Source organism: Bacillus sp. Bwzl_19, assembly GCF_054900515.1.
In genome coordinates this window covers 1,307,180-1,327,452 of record NZ_CM142729.1, presented here as the reverse complement: position 1 = coordinate 1,327,452, position 20,273 = coordinate 1,307,180, and the positions used below count along the sequence as shown (strand labels likewise).

The 20,273-nt window shown below is 46.8% G+C and carries 25 protein-coding genes; 2 read left to right on the top strand and 23 right to left on the bottom strand.

Features of this window, described 5'->3' with window-relative positions:
* Positions 1–3: 3 nt before the first annotated feature.
* The 23 genes from ACW5MY_RS07065 to ACW5MY_RS06955 form a co-directional block, all read right to left on the bottom strand.
* Positions 4–663 (bottom strand): LysM peptidoglycan-binding domain-containing protein, encoded by a 660-nt coding sequence (locus tag ACW5MY_RS07065; RefSeq protein ID WP_013351953.1) that lies wholly within the window; start codon positions 661–663, stop codon positions 4–6.
* Positions 656–5,860, bottom strand: coding sequence for a transglycosylase SLT domain-containing protein (locus ACW5MY_RS07060; protein ID WP_088030498.1), 5,205 nt, complete (start codon positions 5,858–5,860; stop codon positions 656–658). Before ACW5MY_RS07060 ends, ACW5MY_RS07065 begins: the two co-directional genes overlap by 8 nt.
* On the bottom strand, positions 5,848–6,000 hold the full coding sequence (locus ACW5MY_RS07055; RefSeq protein WP_015239684.1) for a hypothetical protein: 153 nt from the start codon (positions 5,998–6,000) through the stop codon (positions 5,848–5,850). Before ACW5MY_RS07055 ends, ACW5MY_RS07060 begins: the two co-directional genes overlap by 13 nt.
* A gap of 41 nt (positions 6,001–6,041) precedes the next feature.
* Entirely contained in the window at positions 6,042–6,488 is a 447-nt protein-coding gene (locus tag ACW5MY_RS07050; protein WP_003154836.1) for a phage tail assembly chaperone, read from the bottom strand.
* Between the two features lie 74 nt (positions 6,489–6,562).
* Complete coding sequence (locus tag ACW5MY_RS07045; protein ID WP_003154837.1) at positions 6,563–7,006, bottom strand: phage tail tube protein; 444 nt, start codon at positions 7,004–7,006, stop codon at positions 6,563–6,565.
* Between the two features lies 1 nt (position 7,007).
* Positions 7,008–8,405 (bottom strand): phage tail sheath family protein, encoded by a 1,398-nt coding sequence (locus ACW5MY_RS07040; protein ID WP_013351950.1) that lies wholly within the window; start codon positions 8,403–8,405, stop codon positions 7,008–7,010.
* Complete coding sequence (locus tag ACW5MY_RS07035; RefSeq protein WP_013351949.1) at positions 8,405–8,614, bottom strand: hypothetical protein; 210 nt, start codon at positions 8,612–8,614, stop codon at positions 8,405–8,407. The genes ACW5MY_RS07040 and ACW5MY_RS07035 overlap by 1 nt, the downstream gene beginning before the upstream one ends.
* Positions 8,611–9,057 (bottom strand): phage portal protein, encoded by a 447-nt coding sequence (locus ACW5MY_RS07030; RefSeq protein WP_462061786.1) that lies wholly within the window; start codon positions 9,055–9,057, stop codon positions 8,611–8,613. The genes ACW5MY_RS07035 and ACW5MY_RS07030 overlap by 4 nt, the downstream gene beginning before the upstream one ends.
* Positions 9,054–9,557 carry an HK97 gp10 family phage protein gene (locus tag ACW5MY_RS07025; protein WP_013351947.1) on the bottom strand — a complete coding sequence of 168 codons (504 nt, stop codon included), beginning with the start codon at positions 9,555–9,557 and terminating at the stop codon, positions 9,054–9,056. The genes ACW5MY_RS07030 and ACW5MY_RS07025 overlap by 4 nt, the downstream gene beginning before the upstream one ends.
* Entirely contained in the window at positions 9,554–9,910 is a 357-nt protein-coding gene (locus ACW5MY_RS07020; RefSeq protein ID WP_289394298.1) for a DUF3599 family protein, read from the bottom strand. Before ACW5MY_RS07020 ends, ACW5MY_RS07025 begins: the two co-directional genes overlap by 4 nt.
* On the bottom strand, positions 9,907–10,290 hold the full coding sequence (gene yqbG, locus ACW5MY_RS07015) for a protein YqbG (RefSeq protein WP_014470501.1): 384 nt from the start codon (positions 10,288–10,290) through the stop codon (positions 9,907–9,909). The genes ACW5MY_RS07020 and yqbG overlap by 4 nt, the downstream gene beginning before the upstream one ends.
* 16 nt (positions 10,291–10,306) lie before the next feature.
* On the bottom strand, positions 10,307–11,242 hold the full coding sequence (locus ACW5MY_RS07010; RefSeq protein WP_013351945.1) for a phage major capsid protein: 936 nt from the start codon (positions 11,240–11,242) through the stop codon (positions 10,307–10,309).
* A 26-nt stretch (positions 11,243–11,268) separates the two neighbouring features.
* Positions 11,269–12,111 (bottom strand): XkdF-like putative serine protease domain-containing protein, encoded by an 843-nt coding sequence (locus ACW5MY_RS07005; RefSeq protein WP_013351944.1) that lies wholly within the window; start codon positions 12,109–12,111, stop codon positions 11,269–11,271.
* A gap of 19 nt (positions 12,112–12,130) precedes the next feature.
* Positions 12,131–13,522 carry a phage portal protein gene (locus tag ACW5MY_RS07000; RefSeq protein ID WP_044051899.1) on the bottom strand — a complete coding sequence of 464 codons (1,392 nt, stop codon included), beginning with the start codon at positions 13,520–13,522 and terminating at the stop codon, positions 12,131–12,133.
* A 48-nt stretch (positions 13,523–13,570) separates the two neighbouring features.
* Positions 13,571–14,869: a PBSX family phage terminase large subunit gene (locus ACW5MY_RS06995; protein ID WP_013351942.1), complete on the bottom strand. Its 1,299-nt coding sequence runs from the start codon at positions 14,867–14,869 to the stop codon at positions 13,571–13,573.
* Positions 14,866–15,663 carry a terminase small subunit gene (locus tag ACW5MY_RS06990; protein WP_013351941.1) on the bottom strand — a complete coding sequence of 266 codons (798 nt, stop codon included), beginning with the start codon at positions 15,661–15,663 and terminating at the stop codon, positions 14,866–14,868. Before ACW5MY_RS06990 ends, ACW5MY_RS06995 begins: the two co-directional genes overlap by 4 nt.
* Positions 15,664–15,777: 114 nt before the next feature.
* Complete coding sequence (locus tag ACW5MY_RS06985; protein WP_013351940.1) at positions 15,778–16,287, bottom strand: sigma-70 family RNA polymerase sigma factor; 510 nt, start codon at positions 16,285–16,287, stop codon at positions 15,778–15,780.
* A 112-nt stretch (positions 16,288–16,399) separates the two neighbouring features.
* Positions 16,400–16,603: an XtrA/YqaO family protein gene (locus ACW5MY_RS06980; RefSeq protein WP_013351939.1), complete on the bottom strand. Its 204-nt coding sequence runs from the start codon at positions 16,601–16,603 to the stop codon at positions 16,400–16,402.
* Complete coding sequence (locus tag ACW5MY_RS06975) at positions 16,593–16,934, bottom strand: hypothetical protein (protein ID WP_013351938.1); 342 nt, start codon at positions 16,932–16,934, stop codon at positions 16,593–16,595. The genes ACW5MY_RS06980 and ACW5MY_RS06975 overlap by 11 nt, the downstream gene beginning before the upstream one ends.
* A gap of 97 nt (positions 16,935–17,031) precedes the next feature.
* On the bottom strand, positions 17,032–17,199 hold the full coding sequence (locus ACW5MY_RS06970) for a hypothetical protein (protein ID WP_003154863.1): 168 nt from the start codon (positions 17,197–17,199) through the stop codon (positions 17,032–17,034).
* Positions 17,199–17,999 carry an ATP-binding protein gene (locus ACW5MY_RS06965; RefSeq protein WP_013351937.1) on the bottom strand — a complete coding sequence of 267 codons (801 nt, stop codon included), beginning with the start codon at positions 17,997–17,999 and terminating at the stop codon, positions 17,199–17,201. The genes ACW5MY_RS06970 and ACW5MY_RS06965 overlap by 1 nt, the downstream gene beginning before the upstream one ends.
* Positions 17,899–18,726, bottom strand: a complete 828-nt coding sequence (locus ACW5MY_RS06960) for a hypothetical protein (RefSeq protein WP_014470504.1) — start codon at positions 18,724–18,726, stop codon at positions 17,899–17,901. Before ACW5MY_RS06960 ends, ACW5MY_RS06965 begins: the two co-directional genes overlap by 101 nt.
* Positions 18,716–18,895: a hypothetical protein gene (locus ACW5MY_RS06955; protein ID WP_013351935.1), complete on the bottom strand. Its 180-nt coding sequence runs from the start codon at positions 18,893–18,895 to the stop codon at positions 18,716–18,718. Before ACW5MY_RS06955 ends, ACW5MY_RS06960 begins: the two co-directional genes overlap by 11 nt.
* Positions 18,896–19,085: 190 nt before the next feature.
* Here ACW5MY_RS06955 and xre point away from each other — a divergent pair, with 190 nt between their 5' ends.
* Positions 19,086–19,424 (top strand): HTH-type transcriptional regulator Xre, encoded by a 339-nt coding sequence (xre, locus tag ACW5MY_RS06950; RefSeq protein ID WP_013351934.1) that lies wholly within the window; start codon positions 19,086–19,088, stop codon positions 19,422–19,424.
* A 147-nt stretch (positions 19,425–19,571) separates the two neighbouring features.
* On the top strand, positions 19,572–20,162 hold the full coding sequence (locus tag ACW5MY_RS06945; RefSeq protein WP_013351933.1) for an ImmA/IrrE family metallo-endopeptidase: 591 nt from the start codon (positions 19,572–19,574) through the stop codon (positions 20,160–20,162).
* Positions 20,163–20,273: the final 111 nt, after the last annotated feature.

The window sequence follows — 20,273 nt, the reverse complement described above, 5'->3', positions numbered from 1 at the left end:
GTTTCATTGCGGTATCTTCAGCTTCTGCCCCGGGAAGATCCAATGTCCCGGCTGCCGGATATTCCGTTTGCTGCGCTTTATCATGGCCGTTTTATTCGCATTCCAGATTTTCCGCCACTCTGTATGGTTTCCGTAAAACCTGCCGGCGATGTCCCAAAGCGTGTCCCCCTTTTTCACGGTATACGTTTTGGGCGAGGCTTTGGACGGGCGCTTCGCTTTCGTTTTTTTCTTTTGTTTGATTTTTCTTGGCGAAGCGGTTTTATATTCTTTCAGTACGATGTCAAAATTCCGGTCGCCGATTTCATTGTCACCTTCGCTGTAATTGAAGCTTTCAATGCTGCATGTGACATTGATTGTTGTTCCTGTAATCAAAAACTGAACGGGTTTTTTCGCTTTCATCCATGTTTCAATTTCTGAAATGGCTTTTTCCGGCGAAGGAATACTTTGATATTCGGCAATCGGGCTGTATCGCTTCGGAAAAAAAGAAGAGAACGAAATTTCTTTCGCCCCCGGTTCTTCGATAAACGTCACCTCTCCAAGTCCGGTGACTTTCACGGAATCATTCTGCACGCTGTTTGCGATATCAATCGCTTCAGGGAGAACGGGAAGCCGGAGCTTGTCCTTCCCCTGAGACAGCCAAAATTCATAAACAGATTTAGTCAAAAGCAACGGCCCCCTTTGCTCCGGTATAAATATCTTTTTGCAGTTCATCAATCAGCGCCTGCTTGATTTTGGCGGTGAGAGTGTCAGCGTCCTGTCCGTTATGAAAATGCTGATCACCGCTGAATTCGATTTTGATTTCTTTTGTTCCCGTTTTTTGAATGGTTTGGCCGCCGCCTTTAACGGCTGCGGAAACCGTGCCGGCTGAAAGTGCCGCGGGTTCCGTCTGTGTCGGGTCGGACACTTCCATGCCGAGCGCTTGAGCCGCTTGTTGAAGCAGGTAACGGCCGCGGATGCCCCGCTCTTCAGGGATGATCCATTCCCGTTTGTTCCCTTCGCCGACACGGGCGATCTGCTCTTTGGTAATGAGACCGCCATTGGCATAACCGACGTAAGGGCCGCCGCGGGCCATACTCTTTATCCCGGGCACATTGTTGATCGAGCCGTATCTGCTTTTAATATAGCCGATAGCGGCAGCGGCGTTGTGGATTGGGTTTTTGATATTATTCATTCCCGGCGCTTTAAATGATTCAAAGGTGCTCGGGATCGTCTGCATGAGCCCCTGTGACGGGTGGCCGGCTTTTGCATTGCTGTCCCATAAGTTAATGGCGTTCGGATTGCCGCCGGATTCATTTTGAGCGATGGTCATTAATCCCGGAAGCCAGCTTAATGGCGTATGTGTAGCGCTCATTGCAGCCAAAAGCCACTCCTTGACGTTTCCACCGGCAGCGCCCATGCCTGAAAAAGCGGCCGCAAGCGAGCCTGCTTGTTTTTCGGCGTATTTTTTCACATCAACAGAACCAAGTCCCTTTACGACACCGACTGAAGCAAAGCGGCCGAGACTCATCATGACGCGGGAAGGAGAATGGATATCAAGTTCTTCCCGGAAAGCCTCCTCAACCTTTTTGGCCATATCTTTCGCTGCCTGTTTGACTTCGCTTCCTTTAGAATTCATGCCGGATACGAAGCTGCCGACTAAGCCTGACCCCCATCCGTTTGCAGAATCTCTCGATTGCAGAAACGGCTTATCTACATGTGTGCTCACATATTGCGCCGTTCCTGTATCTTTCGCATTTTGTCCGGCCGAAAATCCTTTGACCGTTCCGATGCCCCAAGAGGATGATTGATTGACCGCAGATTGATAAGGCGTTTTGACTTTCGATTGTAAAAACGCATCGGTTCCCGTCTGCGCCGCATTTTGTCCTTTAGCATATCCTGTAACGACTTGCTTTCCGTAATCGGGTGAAGAAGAAATCAGAGCATTGAACGGCGTTCCGATATTCTTCTCTTTCCAGCCGTCCATATCCACCGCATTTTTGCTGATCCCGCTGTCAAAGCCTGCTGTAAACTGTTTTCCGAGTGATGAAGCCGTCCCGCCAAGTCCGGAAGCATCCACAGACGCGGCGGCCGATACAGACGCCGAAGATGAAACTCCGCCAGCTCCTGCGGGCGCAGCGGAAGACTGAGCCGAAGCCGCGCCCATATCATCGACAACACGCATGCCGAGCTTAGACGCAGCCTGTGAAAGCAGCATCTTCCCGCGGCCTCGGTTGTTGTCAACGGGAATGACAAATTCTTTACCGGCTTCACCGATCCAGGAAATGGTCGGTTTTGTAATGTAGCCGCCTGTAGCGTGTTTGTCCGGTTTTTTCTTTTTATCTCCGCCGCCTGTGATAAAGTTCATTACGCCTGAGATCATGCCGCCGCCGGTTTTATCCCAAATCTTTTTCACCCAGTCAAATGCTGCGGAAAAAGCATCTGATATGGCTGTACCTACCTTTACGAGAGGTTCCTTTATGTTTTTCTCAAACCAGCCGCTTAACCCTTTCCATATATCCTTTACCGTATCTAAAGCAGTCTGGAAAGCGTCTGATATTCCTTTGCCGACATTTTTCACCATGTCCTTCACCGGGTTCCAGACAGTATCTATGAACCAGCCGGAAACCGTACTGAAAACAGACTTAATTTTATCCCAGGCTCCCGTGATATTTCCCCAGATAGAAGAGGCCACGCCGACTACAGCCGATTTTACAGGCTCCCAGACGGTGCTCATAAACCAGGATGAAACTGTGCTGAAGACACCTTGAATCGTTGTCCACGCATTCACGATATTTGACCAGATGCTTGTCGCCACGCCGACTACAGCCGTCGAAACCGGAGTCCATACATTTTCCATAAACCAGGATGAAACTATGCTGAAGACACCTTGAATCGTCGTCCACGCATTCACGATATTTGACCAGATGCTTGTCGCCGCTCCGACTACAGCCGTTGATACCGGAGTCCATACATTTTCCATAAACCAGGATGAAACGCTTCCCCAAGTATCTTGTATCGTTGTCCAAGCACTTTGTGCTGCTTTGGATATATCATTCCACGTGTCTTTCAAAGCCCCTGAATCAAAGGCCTCTCCTAAGCTGGAACCGCCTAAACTTCCGGCGATGCCGCCTACCGCGCCGCCAATCAATGTCCCCACTCCGGGAACAACACTGCCGATTGCCGCTCCGGCCGCGGCCCCGGCAAGACCGCCTCCGGCTGAGCCGACCTTCTCTCCTGCATTATCTTTATTAATGCCGACTAAATCAGTAAGTGATAACAATTCACCTATGCCGGGAATTCCTTTAGCTGCACCTTTTAACCCTTTCATACCGCCTTTAAGCGCCTTAGAACCTCCTAAGTCTTTCAAAAGGGCGCCGATTCCTTTACCTGCCCCTTTTGCTTTCGGCGTGTTTACAGATGCGTGTTTGCTTTCATTTACGGATGAGCCTTTTTTTGAAGATTTATTCCGCTCTTCGACTTTACTGCTTTTGCCCCTCGTCACTCCAGTACAACAGCAGCATCCCCCAAAAGCCCCGCCGGTTTTTTTGGCTGACTTTCCTGAAGATCTAGGTGCTGTTGCCGTGCGCTGGGAACCCTTTGTCAGATCAGGACGCTTCGGGCCGTTGGAGCCGCCGGCAGAAATGCTTCCCTTACTCTTTTCTTTTTTCGTGCCGCCTCCTAATAATCCGCCGATATTGAGTTTTCCTAATTTTTCAGCAATACCTGATATTATTTTTTCGATCAATTCGCCGGCTTTTTCGATGATTTTATCCGGGCTGAATTTTTCAAATTTCTTTGCAATTTTCCCGACTATTTTATCAACAAATGCCTCAGCTTTTTCGATGATCGCATCAGGACTGAACTTGCCGAACTTTTTATCAATGCCTCCAAACAGTGAGGATGTAAACTGATCTACTTTTTCCAGAATCTTATCCGGATTGAGAAAATCGAATTTCTCAGAAATTCGGTCGATCGTGTCATTTACAAATTGTTCGGCGCGGTCGATTAGCTTATCAGGACTGAATTTACCGACAACGTCGTCGACTTTCTTCATAAACGAATCAGTAAAATGATCAAGCTCTTTCAATATCGCTTCAGGACTGAATTTGCTGACAAGGTCATCTACCTTTTTCATAAACGAATCAGTGAATTTGTCCAGTTCTTTCAATATTGTTTCGGGACTGAATTTACTCACGATCCCGTCTATCTTTTTCATAAATGAATCAGCGAATTTATCCAGCTCTTTCAATATCGCTTCGGGACTGAATTTACTAACAATCCCGTCTATCTTTTTCATAAATGAATCAGCGAATTTGTCCAACTCTGTTAATATCGTTTCCGGACTGAACTTGCTTGCGATTTCATCCACTTTCCCCATGAATGAGGTTGTGAACTTGTCCAGTTCGCCTAATATCGCTTCGGGACTGAATTTACTTGCGATTTCATCTACTTTTCCCATGAATGAGGTTGTGAACTTGTCCAGTTCGGTTAATATCGTTTCTGGGCTGAATTTGCTTGCGATTTCGTCCACTTTCCCCATGAATGAGGTTGTGAACTTATCCAGTTCTGCTAATATCGTTTCCGGGCTGAATTTGCTTGCGATTTCGTCCACTTTCCCCATGAATGAGGTTGTGAACTTATCCAGTTCTGCTAATATCGTTTCCGGGCTGAATTTGCTCGCGATCTCATCCACTTTCCCCATGAAAGAGGTCGTGAATTTATCCAGTTCTGTTAATATCGTTTCTGGGCTGAATTTGCTTGCGATCTCGTCCACTTTCCCCATGAATGAGGTTGTGAACTTATCGAGTTCTGTTAATATCGTTTCCGGGCTGAATTTGCTTGCGATCTCGTCCACTTTCCCCATGAATGAGGTTGTAAACTTATCCAGTTCTGCTAATATCGTTTCCGGGCTGAATTTGCTCGCGATTTCATCCACTTTCCCCATGAATGAGGTCGTGAATTTATCCAGCTCTGTTAATATCGTTTCCGGGCTGAATTTGCTTGCGATCTCGTCCACTTTCCCCATGAATGAGGTCGTGAATTTATCCAGCTCTGTTAAAATTGTTTCCGGACTGAATTTGCTTGCGATTTCGTCCGCTTTTTTCATAAAGTTTGCGGCGAATTTGTCCAATTCCGCTATAATCGTTTCCGGATAGAACTTGGATGCGATGTCATTGACTTTTTTCATGAAGGTGTCTGCAATGGAATCAAGCATTGAAAAATCGTTTTTCGGCGAAGCAGGAGCAGCAGATGCAGGTGCTTTTCCGAAGTCCGGCATATTCTTTTGCAATGCAGCCAGCTGTGCTGCCACCTTTTCATTTAACGATAATTGAATGACATTGTTTTTTCCCGTCAGTGAATCAATGCCCGCTGAGATTCGGCCGACTGTTTTCATGACGTGATCTATGACGCGTATAGTGACAGAGTACCCGTTCTTTAACGCAGACTGCATATAGCGTTTGATACGTTCCATGGCAGGTGTTACTTCGTCTGACGCATACAGTGAAACGGAAAATCCTTTGAAACCGGCGGCCAGATTCCGCAATCTCTCAAATGCCGCTGTCGCGCTATCTTTTGCTTCTATTTTAATGGTTAAAGACGCAGGCAGACCCGCTGATCGGACTTGCACTTTTTTAATGACGGCACTGGCTCCGTCTTCAGCTGAAATAGAGATCATTTGTGCGCCCAGCTTTCTTTTCATAGAGCGCTGAATGCGGTCAATTGTTCTTAAAACAGATTTACTCTCTTTGCGTATATCAATTTCACTTTGGCGTTTTGTCATTTTCCTGTATTTCTCAAGCGCTCTGAAGCCATTTTGGATTTTCCTTATTTTCTTCGACACCCGGTCTTCCAATTCAAAACGGGCGGTCAGCTTTGCCATGATGTCGCTCCCCCTTTCTTCGCTTGTTTTTCAAGAATGTCCAGCTTGTAACCGATTAAACCGTACAGCAGCGCCTTAAAATGTCTCGGTGCTTCATATAACTCTTTCAGTTCTGATGGAGAATAATGAAGCTCGTGCATCGCGTAATAAAGATACACGGCTTCCTTATTCCCATCTTTTATCAGTTTTTTGCTTCTTGCTCCAGGTCTTCTAATTCATCTTCAAATCCGTTGATCTCAATCGCTTTATTCAGCCAATTTGCATATTCACCGCCGACTGAAAGAACGCGTTTTGCCACCTCGACCGGATCTGCCGTTTTGTAGGCATCGCGGAGCTCCTTAGACCGGAAATCAGGGTAAATTGTAGATTCAACTGCGATCCGTGCATAGAAGCGCTGGCTGTCTAAGTCTTTGACCCGGCCTCTGCCTTTCACATTTTTATAGGTCGTGCTTTCCTTCTCCAGTTCATCAATGCGCTCCGTCGTAATTGCTTTAAAAATAAAAGGCACGATGTTTCCTTTTTTATCGACAAAACGCTTTGAAAGCGGAACCCGAATCTCCTCAGCCTCGACTGTTTTTCCCGGCATAAAGAATGACAGATCATATACTTGTTCGTTTTTTTCGCTCATGATGAAAACTCCCTTACTCTTTTTTTATTAAAAACAGGCCTGTAAAAGGCCTGTGTCACTCATAACGATCTTGATTAAAACGTTTCAGAAAGCTTTTCCGGCACATCGAAATCTTCAAAGGTAAACGGCACTTCTTCTTCGAGCGCCTCTGAGTCTACGTCCAGTCCGGCGATTTTAGCGGAATCAAAGTTGACGTCATACAGGGTGACGCGTTCTGTTCCGCGGCCTGATGATTTGTCGTCAAGAACGGCTTGAAGCGTAAAATACGGGTCGCTGCCTTTTTTGACGTAATCCATCATAAGCACGGCAAATTTGGATGTGACTTTATAGAACGTTGCCGTGCCCGTTCCGTTGGCGCCTGTCGTTTTATGTCCCGTCATGCGGCGGCCCATGATGTTTACTTCCGATTTGTTTTTTTCCACGTTTGCTTCAAAGGTTTTAATATGCGCCATCTCTTCCCCATCGAGAAATAAACGGCCTTCTTTTCCTGAAATGGTGTTTTGCGCTTTTAATGCCATCTTAGTTTACCTCCACGTTAAAGTAGAATTTTTCCGCTGCATCCACAGGCTGTACGGCGAGATCAATTAAAAAACCGTCGCGGTCTTCATTCAGGCCGATTGTGATATCAGTATCTGAATCAAAGTTTGCAATGCCGCCCGCATCCTGAAGTGTTGTCAAATATTGAATGATCATCGTTTTGACGAATTGAAGGCCATCGTTTGTCGCAGGCAGATCGCTGCCCGTGCCTTTTTTCGATTTAATTAAGGCTTTCAGTTCACGTGTCAAATCGTTATTCACCGCATCAAGCACGCGGACGATTTTGTTTTTCGCGAACTTTTTGTTTTTCTCTGCCGTAAATGTCACCAATGAGTTGATATCTTTTTCAACGCTGACTGATTTATCACGGGCGTCATAGGAGAAAAGGAATTCACCTTTGGCAAGACGTTCGATCACTTCATCATGAGTCAGGCGATGCAGCACGTCGACTGCGCCTTCGTATTCAACAAATGTGAGGGACTGATTAAATGCAGCGGCGGCACTAGCACCTGCCACCCAAGCGGTCGCTTCTTCAGCTTTAATCTCGGTTCCGTCTTCCAGCAGGACGCCCTCAGTAACATTGATAATGCCTTCATAATCCCCGCTGTAATGGGCGGTCACCCCTTGCACTTTTTGTCCCTGCGCATCGCGAAGGCGTTTAATGAATGCGGCAAATGTCGCTTTCAGCTGCTCGTTATCCGCGACAGGAAGAGCGATCACATCGAAATTCTCCGTTTCAGCCGCAGCTAAAAAATCAATATAGTCTGAGTTGGCTGGCGCTTTATCGGTTCCGCCTGCAAGTCGGATGCCCGCCTGCGGGTTTAATGTTACCCCGGACTCTTCCTCAGTGCCTGTCAGCGGGATGGAAACCGACAGCTCGCCTGTTCCCGTGAATGTGACATAGCCGTTTGCTTTTAATTCTTCGGCTTTTTTCACCGTTTGTTTGTCAACTTCCGCTTCATCCATGTATGTGGTCACATCGAAAGCGGTCTGATCAAGGACGTTTTCACTGATGCGGATGATGATGTCATTTCCTTTTGAACCGCCGTACAGAGCGGTTGCTTTTACACCTTGCGAAAGATCGGCGCTCGCTCTGAGTCCCTCTGTCAGACGGTACATCAAAACGGTTTTTGCTTTCTTCTTCGCCTCGCGCAGCAGAATCAGTGACGGGTCTTCAATACTGAGCCCCACTTTTTTATTCAAATCTTCAATGCTTGAAATGGAGACGAATGTTTTCGCTTCACCCCAGTTGGATGCGACGGGAAGGGCGACAATCCCCCGCTCACCGATCGATACCCGCTCCTGAGCGGTTGTTTTAAAGTTAAAATAGATCCCGGCACGTTCTTTTTCTTTTCCTTGCGTAAATGTTCCGCCGTTCATTATTGCATGACCTCCTTGGTTAAAAATGCTTGAATGTATGTCTGGGCTTGCGCTTTTGTCATTTGTTTCTGCTTCACGCCGAATAAAGCACCCTGGAGAATTTCAGGTTTTACGCCGAAAAGCTCCTTTGCGTGCTTTGTTAAATCCGCCGTGTCATAAAGAACCGCTCTTTCTGCCGTGGCGGCGTTCTTCTTTTTATGTTGTTTCACTTTTGTTTCACCCCGCTGTTAATGTCCACACCCCGAAGTGCGGGAAATGTTTGTTTCTTATAATAGTAGCGGCTCGTCCAGCGGATTGTAATCACTGCCTCGCCTTTGTCTCCGACTCTCGTTTCGATACGGCTGATGCGGATGAGATCACCGGTATCCTCCCCTGATTCAGTAAGCAGCGGAATCATCTGTCTAGATTCTCTCACCGCATCAGCAATCCGGTCTGCTTCATCGAGCGCCTGCACCGAGTCGGCATGGAACAGCTTCACATTCAGACTGTATGTTTTCTTAAAGGTAGTGACTGTGTCATTCTCGTCAAAAACAAAAGGGGGCGGGATGTAAAGTGACGGCACCTGAAATTGTTCAGGCAGTTCATTTTCATATACGGGCACGCCGCACTGATGATATAAAAATGCGGCGATTGAACCGGTTTCGCGATTCATCCGATATCTCCCCCCAACGTGTTAAGCCACTTGCTGAAGCGCTTGTCCAGCGACCTTGCGAAGATTGTTTCATATAAAAGAAGGGCTTTGTCCCAAAACCCATTCCCGCTGATCCACTGTTTTTTGAGCGCCATTCCGGTTGAAGCTGACGGATCATATATGAACCGGGAGCCTTGAAAATACCCCGGCACCCATCTGACATTTTCTTCTGAGACGGTCCAATGTCCGTCATTTATGAATGAGGCATACTCTACATTGGTGCCGATTTCAAGAGTCAGTCCCCCGTTTTCAATGATCCACACATGATCCCGCGCTCCTTTTCGGAAAGAAGACAGCAGGTTTTCTGTATCGATCCCTCCCGAATGAATAAGCTCCTCCCGTACCAGATCGAGAAAATCCTCTCCTGATTGTTCCAGCCATCCGCTGGCCTGACGGGTAAACTCGCCGGATGATGCCTTCAGCAGCGACCGATTCCATTTTTCAAGGCTTTTTATGCTCATAGTCTGTCATCTCTCACAGCGATGGCCTCCCAATGGTGCTGTCTTGCTTTCTTCGGCATTTCCAGAATATACGCCTGATCTTCCCAAACGATTTTGGCATTGACGCGCAAAACTGTCTCTTTCGGAAAATGAACGAGATACCGCTGATATACCTTATGATCAGGCTCAAGCTGAATAAGCTGCTGCTGTTTTTCAACAAACAGGCACGGCACTCTTTCAGCATCGGGAACTTCCGGATAAGAAAAGTCAGGCCGGAGCTTTTCAGCGGGAATGCCGAAACGTCCGGCCTTCGGAGCTGACACCCTCTCATGATAAATATCGCATCTGTCAGTAAGCAGCCGTTCGTAGCTCATAACGGCCTCACCTTTGCGCTTGCAGAAGCCGGGGTACAGCCCGGCGCGATATATTCACAAAGCAGGTGGTACACCGCCGGTTTTCGGATTCCGCCTTCACCGGCCACCGTATAGGAGTAGTCGCCTATCTTTTCAGATTGATAGGCTGAAGCGGCTGCTTCGTTCTGGTTGATCAGCGCAAAATATTGAGAAAGCTTTAATAACGCAAGCTTAATCTTTTCGGGAAGCGGTGAGTATACAGGATCAGTGAACGGATGCCCCGCCAGCCTGGCCGCTTCCGCCTCCGCCTCCAGAATGTCTTGGATAAGAAGCTGCTCCGGCCTGTTTTTGACTTGATCATAAACTGAATATGAAACAACGTCAGACGGCTGAATTAACATAACTGCCACCCCCGTCTTATTCTTTAACGTTTACGATTTTGGCGCTTGCATCTTCTTCTTCAAATTTGCTGTCAAGCTTAGCCGTCAGTACGATAATAAATTTGCGGCTGCGAATATCTTTATCTACTTCGATTCTGATATTCCGTGAAAAACCGAGAATGATATTTTTCGGGTGAGTCAAAATAATGTCTGATGCCTCGTACTGAGAATCACCTTCTCCGACTGAGTACGGCTGCAGGTTGGAAACCCCTTTAACCGGAACGCCGAATGCTGAAGACAAACCGCCCTGCACCGCAAGATCCCCCAGATTGGTCTGACGGTCAGCCACACGGTCCTTCCATTCAATCTCCATGCCTTGAGATGTGTAAAATCTGAATTCTTGAGGCAGACGCAAATATTTTGCCGGAATTGCTTTTAAGCCTTTTTTAAATGTGGCTCTGGACAGCTCTTCCCCGTTTCCGTCAATGACGTGAGAGACGGTCTGCTTACGTATTCCGTCAAGCTGCGCCAAATACGGATCAGATGAAGATGTATCGCCGTTTACGACAAGCTCTTCAATATCGACTGCCGCCCGCTCCGCTAAAATCTGCATGATCGTCTGCTGCAGACCGTCTTTTTCAATGTTGTTTTCAAGCGTGTCATAGGTAATGTTAATTTCCGCAATGACTTCTTTCGTATTCAGCTGCACCGTGCTTGTTGCCGGGACGGTCAGCTGATCGTCCGTTAAGGCTTTTCCTTCCTCAGCGGCACGCAGAATACGCTGGCCGAAACCGATTTTTTCAAATTTCTGCGAGTCGTTTTCCATTTGAATCACTCGCGATTCGCTGAAAATAGTCGGCGTGTTCTGCACCATGCGGATAAATGCTGAAGCTTGTGCGGGATTCATTAAACCGCCGCTTTTTAAAGCGGAAAGTGACATTTCCGCCTTTCTGATGATATCTTGATTTCTCACTCTACAGTTCCTCCTTCTGACTGGGCTTAAAGCAGTCCGCTCCAAATGGATTTTTTAACAGGCTCTTGGCCGCTCGTCTCTTCTTCCGGCTGCTTTGATGCGCCTCTTACTTTTTCAAGCGCTTCGATGCGTTTAATAATCGGCGCGAGCATGTCCTCGACAAGCGTTTTCAGCTTTTCTTCATCGGACGGCGCAGCCGCCCCGTCTTTGTCATCCGTATTTTGGTCCAAACTGTCAAGCCGCTTTAAGAGCGGGTGCAGCGCGTGTTCAATCGATTCTCTTACGTCTTCTTTTCTCATCTTGTTCAAGTCCTCTCCCTTGCGGTATCTTGATTTGCGGTCACGGTCGAGAAATTGCTTGACCGCGCCGAATAAGCCTGCTTGCTTTTCCTCCGGCTCTTCGTAAACGTCAGCGGTTCCCGCCATGCTGTAGCCAGTAATGACACCGGCTTTAATCTGATCCCATACTTCATCGGAGGCTTTGGTGACAAGCACCCAAGAGCCTTTCCGGATCACAGCATTCCCGATTTCAAAGTCATCCGGGGCGACGTACGACTCCACCACCTCGCCGGTTCCGCCTTCAAAATTATGATTTGTATCAATGTTGCGGGCGTCCGCCAAAAAACCGTGAGCGGCCTTTTCAATCTCTTCGGCCGTCATATAATCGCCATGGGCATCCGGGACATCCGGCTCGTATACAATGCCGTAAACAAGCTTCTGCTCATCCGGTTCGCTTTTTGTAAACACCTGCACCTTTTTTTCAAATGACGGAATGCCGGCCGCTTTTGTGAAAAAGAATTCCGTTTGGTTCGCCGCCTTATCGACATAGCTTACAAAACTGATGACGGCATTTCTTAATTCTCTCGGCACGAGATGTTTTCACCCCCTTTCAGGATTGCTCCTTTTTCCGTTGCAGCACCGGCCGGCTGTAGTACTCTTCAGGCCATTCTTCAAGCGTTTTGCCGAGCACTCTTCCGGCCAGATCACGGAGATCATTAGGAGAGACGGCGCCGGCGGAGATAAATGGCGTAAGCACCTTCGCAATTTCAAGCGGATCGCGAAAATCAGGCCCTTTTAGTGCGAGCTGTACATCGTGAAGCCCCAGTTCAGGCAAAAATAACGTATTGAGCTTATTAATCAGCGTTTTCCGCTCCGGCTGGAACACCTGCTCCTCCGTTATTTTCCGTGCCGTATCGGCTGTAGCTTTGTTGTATTCCTGCGCCTCGCCCGTATAAAGCGGCGGGAGACGAAAAGCGGAGCGGAGTTTATTTCTGCTTTTGTCGTCATATTCAAGAAACAGCGCATCATCCTGCAGAATTTCCGCAAGTGATTTAATTTCCACAGACACAGGCGTAATGTCTTCGCCTCCGTGAAGGTCCTTTTCCTTCGCAATGCCTTCCGCCTCAATCAGCAGAAATTTGTGGGCGTTTTCCACCCCTTCCAGGTCATTCATATAATCCTGGAGCTCTTTGTACGAGGTTTCTGACAGCATGCCGTTTTCAACCGTAATGGCGGCCGGCACGTGACGGCCCTGCTTGAAATACATAAAATTCAGTTCTTCCGCTTTCCGGGCGCCGTACAGATTGACGATATTGCCGACCCAGCGCGGGATACCGTAAGTGCCGCTGCCGATTTTTAAGTGAATGGCTTCATTTGCCCGGTATTCTTCAGGCAAGGTCTTTACGTATTCGCCGGTTCTCATGTCCATCATCCGGGGGTCGCCGTATTCCTTGAAAAATACTTTATGCCCGTTCAGCATCTGAACATATTTACGGAACCGTTTTTGCCTTTTAATCGTTTTGGATGAGCCGTTTTCTTCATATGAAAACGTGACTTCAACGGGATCAGTCACACCGCACACCCGCATATGTTTCACATCCAGATATTCAATCCCAGCCGGTTTTCCCGCTCCGTCACGAAGCACCTCGAGAAAACCGTTGCCCGTTTTTTCGCGGTCTTCTATCGCATAACCGAGGATCGTCTCAGCCGATTCATCAAAATGAAGGCATTTGTAAAAGCTCTCCAGCTTCATCCAGTTCTTTTCAGCCCGCGCTTTTTTATCCGGGGAGCAGTCTGAGCTATTTACGTCAAAGGTATATTCGACATCGAAACCGAAGCCCGTAATATTGACCCGATACGCGTCAATGCACTGCTGAAGAATGGTCGAATATTCGGCGATCGTTTTCAGCTCAATGAGATTATAGGGCGGAGAGATGATGTCTTCGCCGTACAAATCGGCAAATTGATCTTCTTGCATCTGTCTTGCCTGCGGCGCGGCCATCTTTGATTTAATGACGGTGGCTCTGACGTTTTGGTTTTTCGCCAACGGTTACCTCCCCCTTTCCCGATTTGGACGTGTCCGTTTTTGTGATGAATCTTTCAGATCCGCCGCGTCATAATCATCCAGCGCGTACCAAATCGCTGAAAGTGTGTGGGGATCAATTGAAAACTCATCTTCCGACAGAACGCCGTTTTTGTTTTTCGCGTATGTTAAGTTTTGCAATTCGCGGATTGTATTTTGACAGCTGTCTGAGCAATAGATGTGTTTGAACCGTTTCAGTTTTTTCGTATACTGAAGCCTTGAGCCGGGAAACTTTTTGGCCGCGACCATGCAAAAGCCCTGCCTGCGGAAATATTGGATGCTTTTCGGCTCGGCTGAATCCGCCTTGATCAGCTCTTTTTTATCCGCCAATTCCTGAAGCTCCTCAGCTGTCTGATCATCGGTCATTTTGTTTTTGTAATACTCCCAGAAAATATAAAGCTCTTTTTTATCCGGATCGACGGCAAGCCGGATGACCGCATTATATGACTCTTCAAAACCGAAATCCATGCCCGTCCGAAACAGCGGGCGTCTGATAGCGGCAATCCGCTCTGTTACTTCGGTGTGCTCCATGACCTGAAACTGCGGAAATACGCGGATGCCGTTGACGCCGAACTGTCCTTTGCGGGCGATCCGGTACAAATCGGGATCGTATTGCCGTAAGCTGTCAAGCTGCTTAATATAGCTTTTTAGCAAAAACAGATTGTCGCACGCGGTGGAATGGTGGTAATACGTATCCCCCTTAACGACGGTGCCTTTTTCATACAGCGTATGATCATCCAATACGAACCGTTTTTTTTGCTCATCACGAAAAAAATGCCGGTACGTCCAATTGGAGGTGCCGACGGGATTTGTGGTGCATATCATGTGAAGCGAAAGCTCGGGATGGCGCAGACGGCCGATCAGCTCCTTAAAGCCTTCATACTTCACTTCTGAGCATTCCTCAATCCAAATCAAAGAAATATGGTGAATGGATTTCAATTTGGCCGGGTTGTCCATTCCTTTAAACATAATCCGGCTTCCGTTTGCGAATCTCAGCTGCATCGGTGAAGAAACGGCCTTTACAGCATGTCCCAGCTCAAGCTCCTCGATAATGTCCTCAAACAGTGCAAAGGTAGAATCCCTGTGCGTATCGAATACTTCCCGAACGACAAGCGCCGTCCGTTTTTCACAAAGCAGCTTCAGGATGATTTTCAGCGCGGTATGATAGCTTTTTGACGAGCCGTAGCCTCCGACGAGAAATTGGTACGTTTCATTCCAATTGAACAAATAATCTTCAAAGCGCGGGTTGACCGCTTTTTCAATCATGGCCGTTCCTCTTTCCGCGTAATGACTATGTCAATCGGCTTTTGGCTCTCTTCTGTTTTTTCCAGCTTCTGCTGCGCCAGCTTTAATTTTTCTCGTTCAATTTTTTTCTTAAATTGATCAGGGAAAAGGTCAAAGTACAAGGACAGCTTTTCCAGTGCTTTCATCTTATCGGCAAGCTTTATTGCAATGCCTTCTTTCCCGAGTTTCGCTTCGGTGACGATGGTTCCGTCCAGAAGATTCGAATCTTTAACATCAACGTAGCTGATCTCCTGCATAATCGGATTATCATTTTCGTCAAAGAGCGGTCCTGATTTTCCGAAGGCCTGAACCTCCCTTTTTCCGAAGGTTACATAATCGGTAATGTCGGCGAAAGCGATTTTCACATAGACTTGCAGAACGTCCATTGCTTCGACAAACACTTTATTGACCATTTCCTTTTTCATGCGGCTGATTTCTTTTGCGACTTTTTCATTTTTTAACAGCCTGCTTCCCGTCACATGCGCGCTTTCCGGTGAATACCCGGCTTTTATCGCGGATTGGGTGGCGTTAAAGCTTTTCACATAATAAAGACAAAACAGCCGCTGTCGTTCGTTTAATTCATCATTTTCGGCCGGGGCGTTTTTTCCGCCGCTTTTTACATTTTGATTGAGCGCTTCGTCCCAGCGCCCTTCTTTTTTCCATCTGCCGATCGTTCTTGCGGATACGCCTGATTTTCCGGCAAGGGCGCGGTTTGTGATGCGGCCCTGATGAGACTGATAGATTGTAAATGCCTGTTCTTTTTTGGCGTTTTTCATGCTACGGCATCACCGCCACCTCCGACATGGATGTCTATAATAAAAAGCGGCTTCTTTCGGGCCGCTTTTTGGGATCGTCTGTTCACTTCTAGGTGGCAAACGTATGACAACTTATTAAGCAGGCGATTGATTTCTTTGTTCCTGCTGTTTTTGAATTTTTAGAAGCGCCCGTTTGACCGTCGTCTGTACGGTTGATTTCTTTACGTTCAGCAATGCGGCGATCCGTTCATACGAAAAGCATTCCGCTTTGTGGAGGAGAAGCATTTCTTTTTCTCTATCCGTTAAGACGGCTAATGCGTCCCGCAGTCTGATTCTGTCTTCTTCAGTCACATTTCCGGAAGGTACGAACATCAGCGCCTGTGAATAGGTTTCTATGATTCTCGGATCTTTAATCAGCATTCTCTGATAAGCGTCTCTGCGGTCTATCGCTCTTCTTATGCCGGGCTGCCGGCCTTTTTCAAGCCATTCAGTGACATATTCCAAATCTGTAATGATCGTTCTGATGATTTTTTTATCTTTCAGTTCTTCTGAAGTCAGCGCCGTTTCATCAGCTTCCTCAAGATGCTTGTACCATTTTTTCGTCTGTTTCAGCGTGCGTTTATATTCAAATAGTAAGTCTTCCATAATAAATCCTCCTCTTTTTCGGAACAAAAAAAGACACCAACCAATGCGCAAAATGTGCGCGATTGATCAGTGTCCGCAGGCTTTCCGTCTTGGACGTATTCTTTTTTAAAAATCAATTCAATTTAAAGCCGATTTCGTATTCAACCCGGGCGAGATCCCCTTTTCTCGTTTCGATAAGCGTTTTGCCGTGCTCCGGCGCTTCGGCGAGCCATACTTCCTTCTTCAGCCCGTCTACAATGATGACCCGCACCTTTCCTTCTTCCAGCTGGCTTTTTAATGTTGTATGTTCAATGTCTGACAGTTTTTTAGGATTCATGTTTTATGTCCTCCGTCTTTTTCAGGATGTTTACTTCATGTATGAGGCTTCCGAGTTCATTAATGAACGCTTCTTTATCTTCAGCGCTTTCTCCCCGAAGCAGGCGGAGAGCCGTTTCGGCCGCTTCAAAAAGTTCCGGGGCTTTAGCCATCAATGCCGCGTTGACTTGCTGCGAGTATGAACTTAAGTTGAAAACGGCTGCGATGAGCCTTCCGTTTGAATAAGGAAATTTCTCTTTATCCGATTCGCTGTATGCTGAATAAATGTAAATGGGTTTTTCTTCGCCGCTGTGTACGGCCCGCCACGGGGCGGGGCTGTTTTTTACTTGCAATGTTTATCCTCACTTTCCATCAGCCTCATGCCATGCTTCAATTTGCTTTTCTATCCGTTTCGCCCTGAACAGCAGGCAAAAAAGCCATTTGATATATTTATACACGTGCATCAAGCCTCGCTTTTGCGTCTTGAACCATTCGCTCAAGACGTTTAATGACCGGCGTTAAATCGGTCCCTGTTTTGCAGTTCGGGCAAGGGTGAAAGACAGCGCCGAAACCTGTTTCCGTCACAATAACCTTCTTCGGCCCGCACAGTTTACACATTATCTCGCCCCCTCTAATCTGTGGTTGACTTCATATGGGTTTCCATGAATGATGACTAAATAATCGCTGCACATCTCATATAATCTTGTGCCCAAGGCTTCATCAACCTGAACCAGTTCGTCACAGGCCAGCTCGCTCGACAGAAGAACCGGCTTATGATTTAAATAGCGGTAATTCACGACGGCGTACATTTGTTCAATCTGCCAGTCGGTCGCCCGGGGTTTTCCGTTCAGCGGTTTAAACAAATCGTCAATAAAGAGCACATCCGCCTGCTTCATACGGGCAAGCTTTGCGTCGAGCAGATCAAAATCATTTTTTAAATCCGTAAAGCCCTCCACAAAAGGAAAATACAGCACCGGTGTCTGCTTCTGCCTCATGACATAATTGCTGAGAGCGGTCAAAAGATGGGTTTTTCCCGATCCCGGACGCCCTAAAAGGGCAATGCTGTTTTTCCGGCAGTTTTTAATCGTGTCGAAGTTTTCAACAAATTCAAGGGCGCACTCATATGCGTCGATGACTGCCTGAGGCTTGCCCCGCGTAATAAATCCTTTGAAATCCAGCTTCCGAAAGGCGCCTGTAATCTCACTTGCGCCGAGGATACGCTCTACTTTTCGTTCAGCTGCGCAGCGGCACTTGACCCACACATCCATTCCCAGCTGTTTTTTGAGATAACCGCCCTGATCTTTACAAAGCGGACAGTCAAAGCGGCTTTCGTCTGATTCTTCCGGTCTGGCCGCCAGTAATGGACGTTTTCCGTTTTTCAGGTCGGCAAGAATCTGCTCGATCGTTCGTGTTGTCATGTATCGTATTCCTCTCTTTTTTTGTTGTGATTGTCCTTCCCGCAATTCGTGCATTCAAGCGGTCTTCGATAAACTTGGCGCAATAGCTGAAGGCCTTGATCGTTTCAGCTGATGAAGTGCGCCGCTGTTCAAAAGCGGCAAAGCATTCGCCAAGCCATTTGATTGCTTCTTGTACTGATGCACCTAGCGAAACAATACGGGCGATGGCCTGGTAATCTCTTGGCGATGGGTATACGCTCCGCCCCTCCTGTGCAGACCTTAACCTGATAAAATGGGCGGCAATTTCGTTAATCGCTTCTTCAGCAGTATGATTTTTTGTTATATCTATTTCTCTCTGGACATTTTTGTCCCGGTGATCTGCCGTTATTGTCCGGTCAGTGACTTCCGGGCGGGTCAATGTCCCTTTCGGCGTGAATCTTTTCGAGTGTTTTACGGAGATGATAAGTCCGTAAGGTGCGCGGACGGTTTTGATATATTCGTGCTGTTCCAAGATCTCAAGCCACCGTCTGACGGTTTTTTCGCTGACTGTAAATACATCGGCCATTTCTCTTGCTTTAACGGGCTTATGCCCGAGAACGAGCCCCCACTTGATGCCGTCTTTTATTTGTTCCTTTGTCGTTGAGCTGACGAACCATAAAAACAGCCATATGGCGGAACCCATTTTGTCATAATGTTCTGAATTCAATAATCCGGAATAGGTGAAAAACGGGTAGCTTTTACGATTCATCATGAACATCTCCGTTTTTCTTCAACCTTATATAACGTTCATACTGCAATCGGTTATCAAATCGGAACACCGGAAGTCCGCAAGCGGTAAAAGAAATCGAACCGCCTGCTTTTCCTAAACATTTCTGGTCAGCCGGATTGCTGCTGAAACAGATGATTATCGGCTGCATCTCTCACCCTCCTGATCAATTTCTTATCGTTATTTGATACATTTTGTATCTCTATGATGTTGATTATATACGATACATTTCGTATCATCAAGACCTTTTTGATACTTTTTTTATCATCCCTTTATTTTGATACATTTTGTATCTATAATCATAAGTAACTTAGGGTGTTGAAAAAAGAGAGGTCATTCGGATGATAGGCGGAAGATTAAAAAGTCTCAGAGGAAAGAAAACGCAGGAAGAAGTCGCTAATCATATCGGTGTCTCGCGCGCCAGATATTCTCATTATGAAAACGGCCGATCTGAACCCGATTATGAAACGCTGCAAAAGCTTGCGGATTATTTCAATGTGTCAACGGATTATTTGTTAACCGGAAAAGAACCTTCAGATGAAGATCTGTTTGCTGATCCCGACCTGCAGATCGCGTATCGGGACATGCAGGACTTTTCGCCGGAAAGCAAACAGCAGGCCATTGAATTCATTAATTATTTAAAAGAAAAAGAGAAAAACCGCAGGCCAAAACATAAATAATCCGCTCTTTTCCTTTAAATCGATTAAAGTTCAGCCGATATAAAAGCTGAATGTTTATTTTTAAAAGAAAAGGGAATTGATTCAAAGTCCGATCAGGGCTTTTCTTTCTCACTTAAAAAGAACATATGTTCGAAAGGGTGTTTTCAATTGGGCGATTTTTTAACACATCTGGAGGAATACGTCAAAAACTTATATTGCCGCATGGGAATGACCGCCCCTCTCCATATTGATATGCAAACAATTGCCAAGGAGCTTGATATTTGGATTCATTTTGAAGATACGCACAGCATGATGCTGAAGCGGGACGGCATGTACAGCATCGTCCTGAATCAAAAAAAGTCACCTGAGGAGCAATGGGAGGATTTTGCACACGAACTGTGCCATGTGCTGAAGCATACCGGTAATCATTTTCACATGAACAAGCTGTTCAGGGAACTGCAGGAATTCCAAGCCAACCATTTTATGTACCACTTCTGTGTACCGACCTTTATGCTGTTAAACATGGAGCTTCCCCAGCGGAGAAGCCATGCCGTCATTTTAATCGCAGCCGCTTTCCGGGTGACGGCATCATTTGCGGAAAAAAGGCTTGAGCTGTTTGAACGGCGTAAAGCAGGTATTCAATTTCAGAAGCGGCTCGCTTGTCTTCTATCCGACAAGCGTCCAAATGTGTATTACGAAGGCAGGCAAAAACACTTGCATGCCGCTGAAGAAAAAGCGCCGTATTTTATTGAAAGCTGACATCAGAAGAAAGGTATTGTGAAGCCTGTATCAGACGCTGTTCCCACCGTACTGCCCGCCAAGCGCTTCCTGCGTGATATTTAAGCTCTTTCACACAGCCCCGGTGCAGAA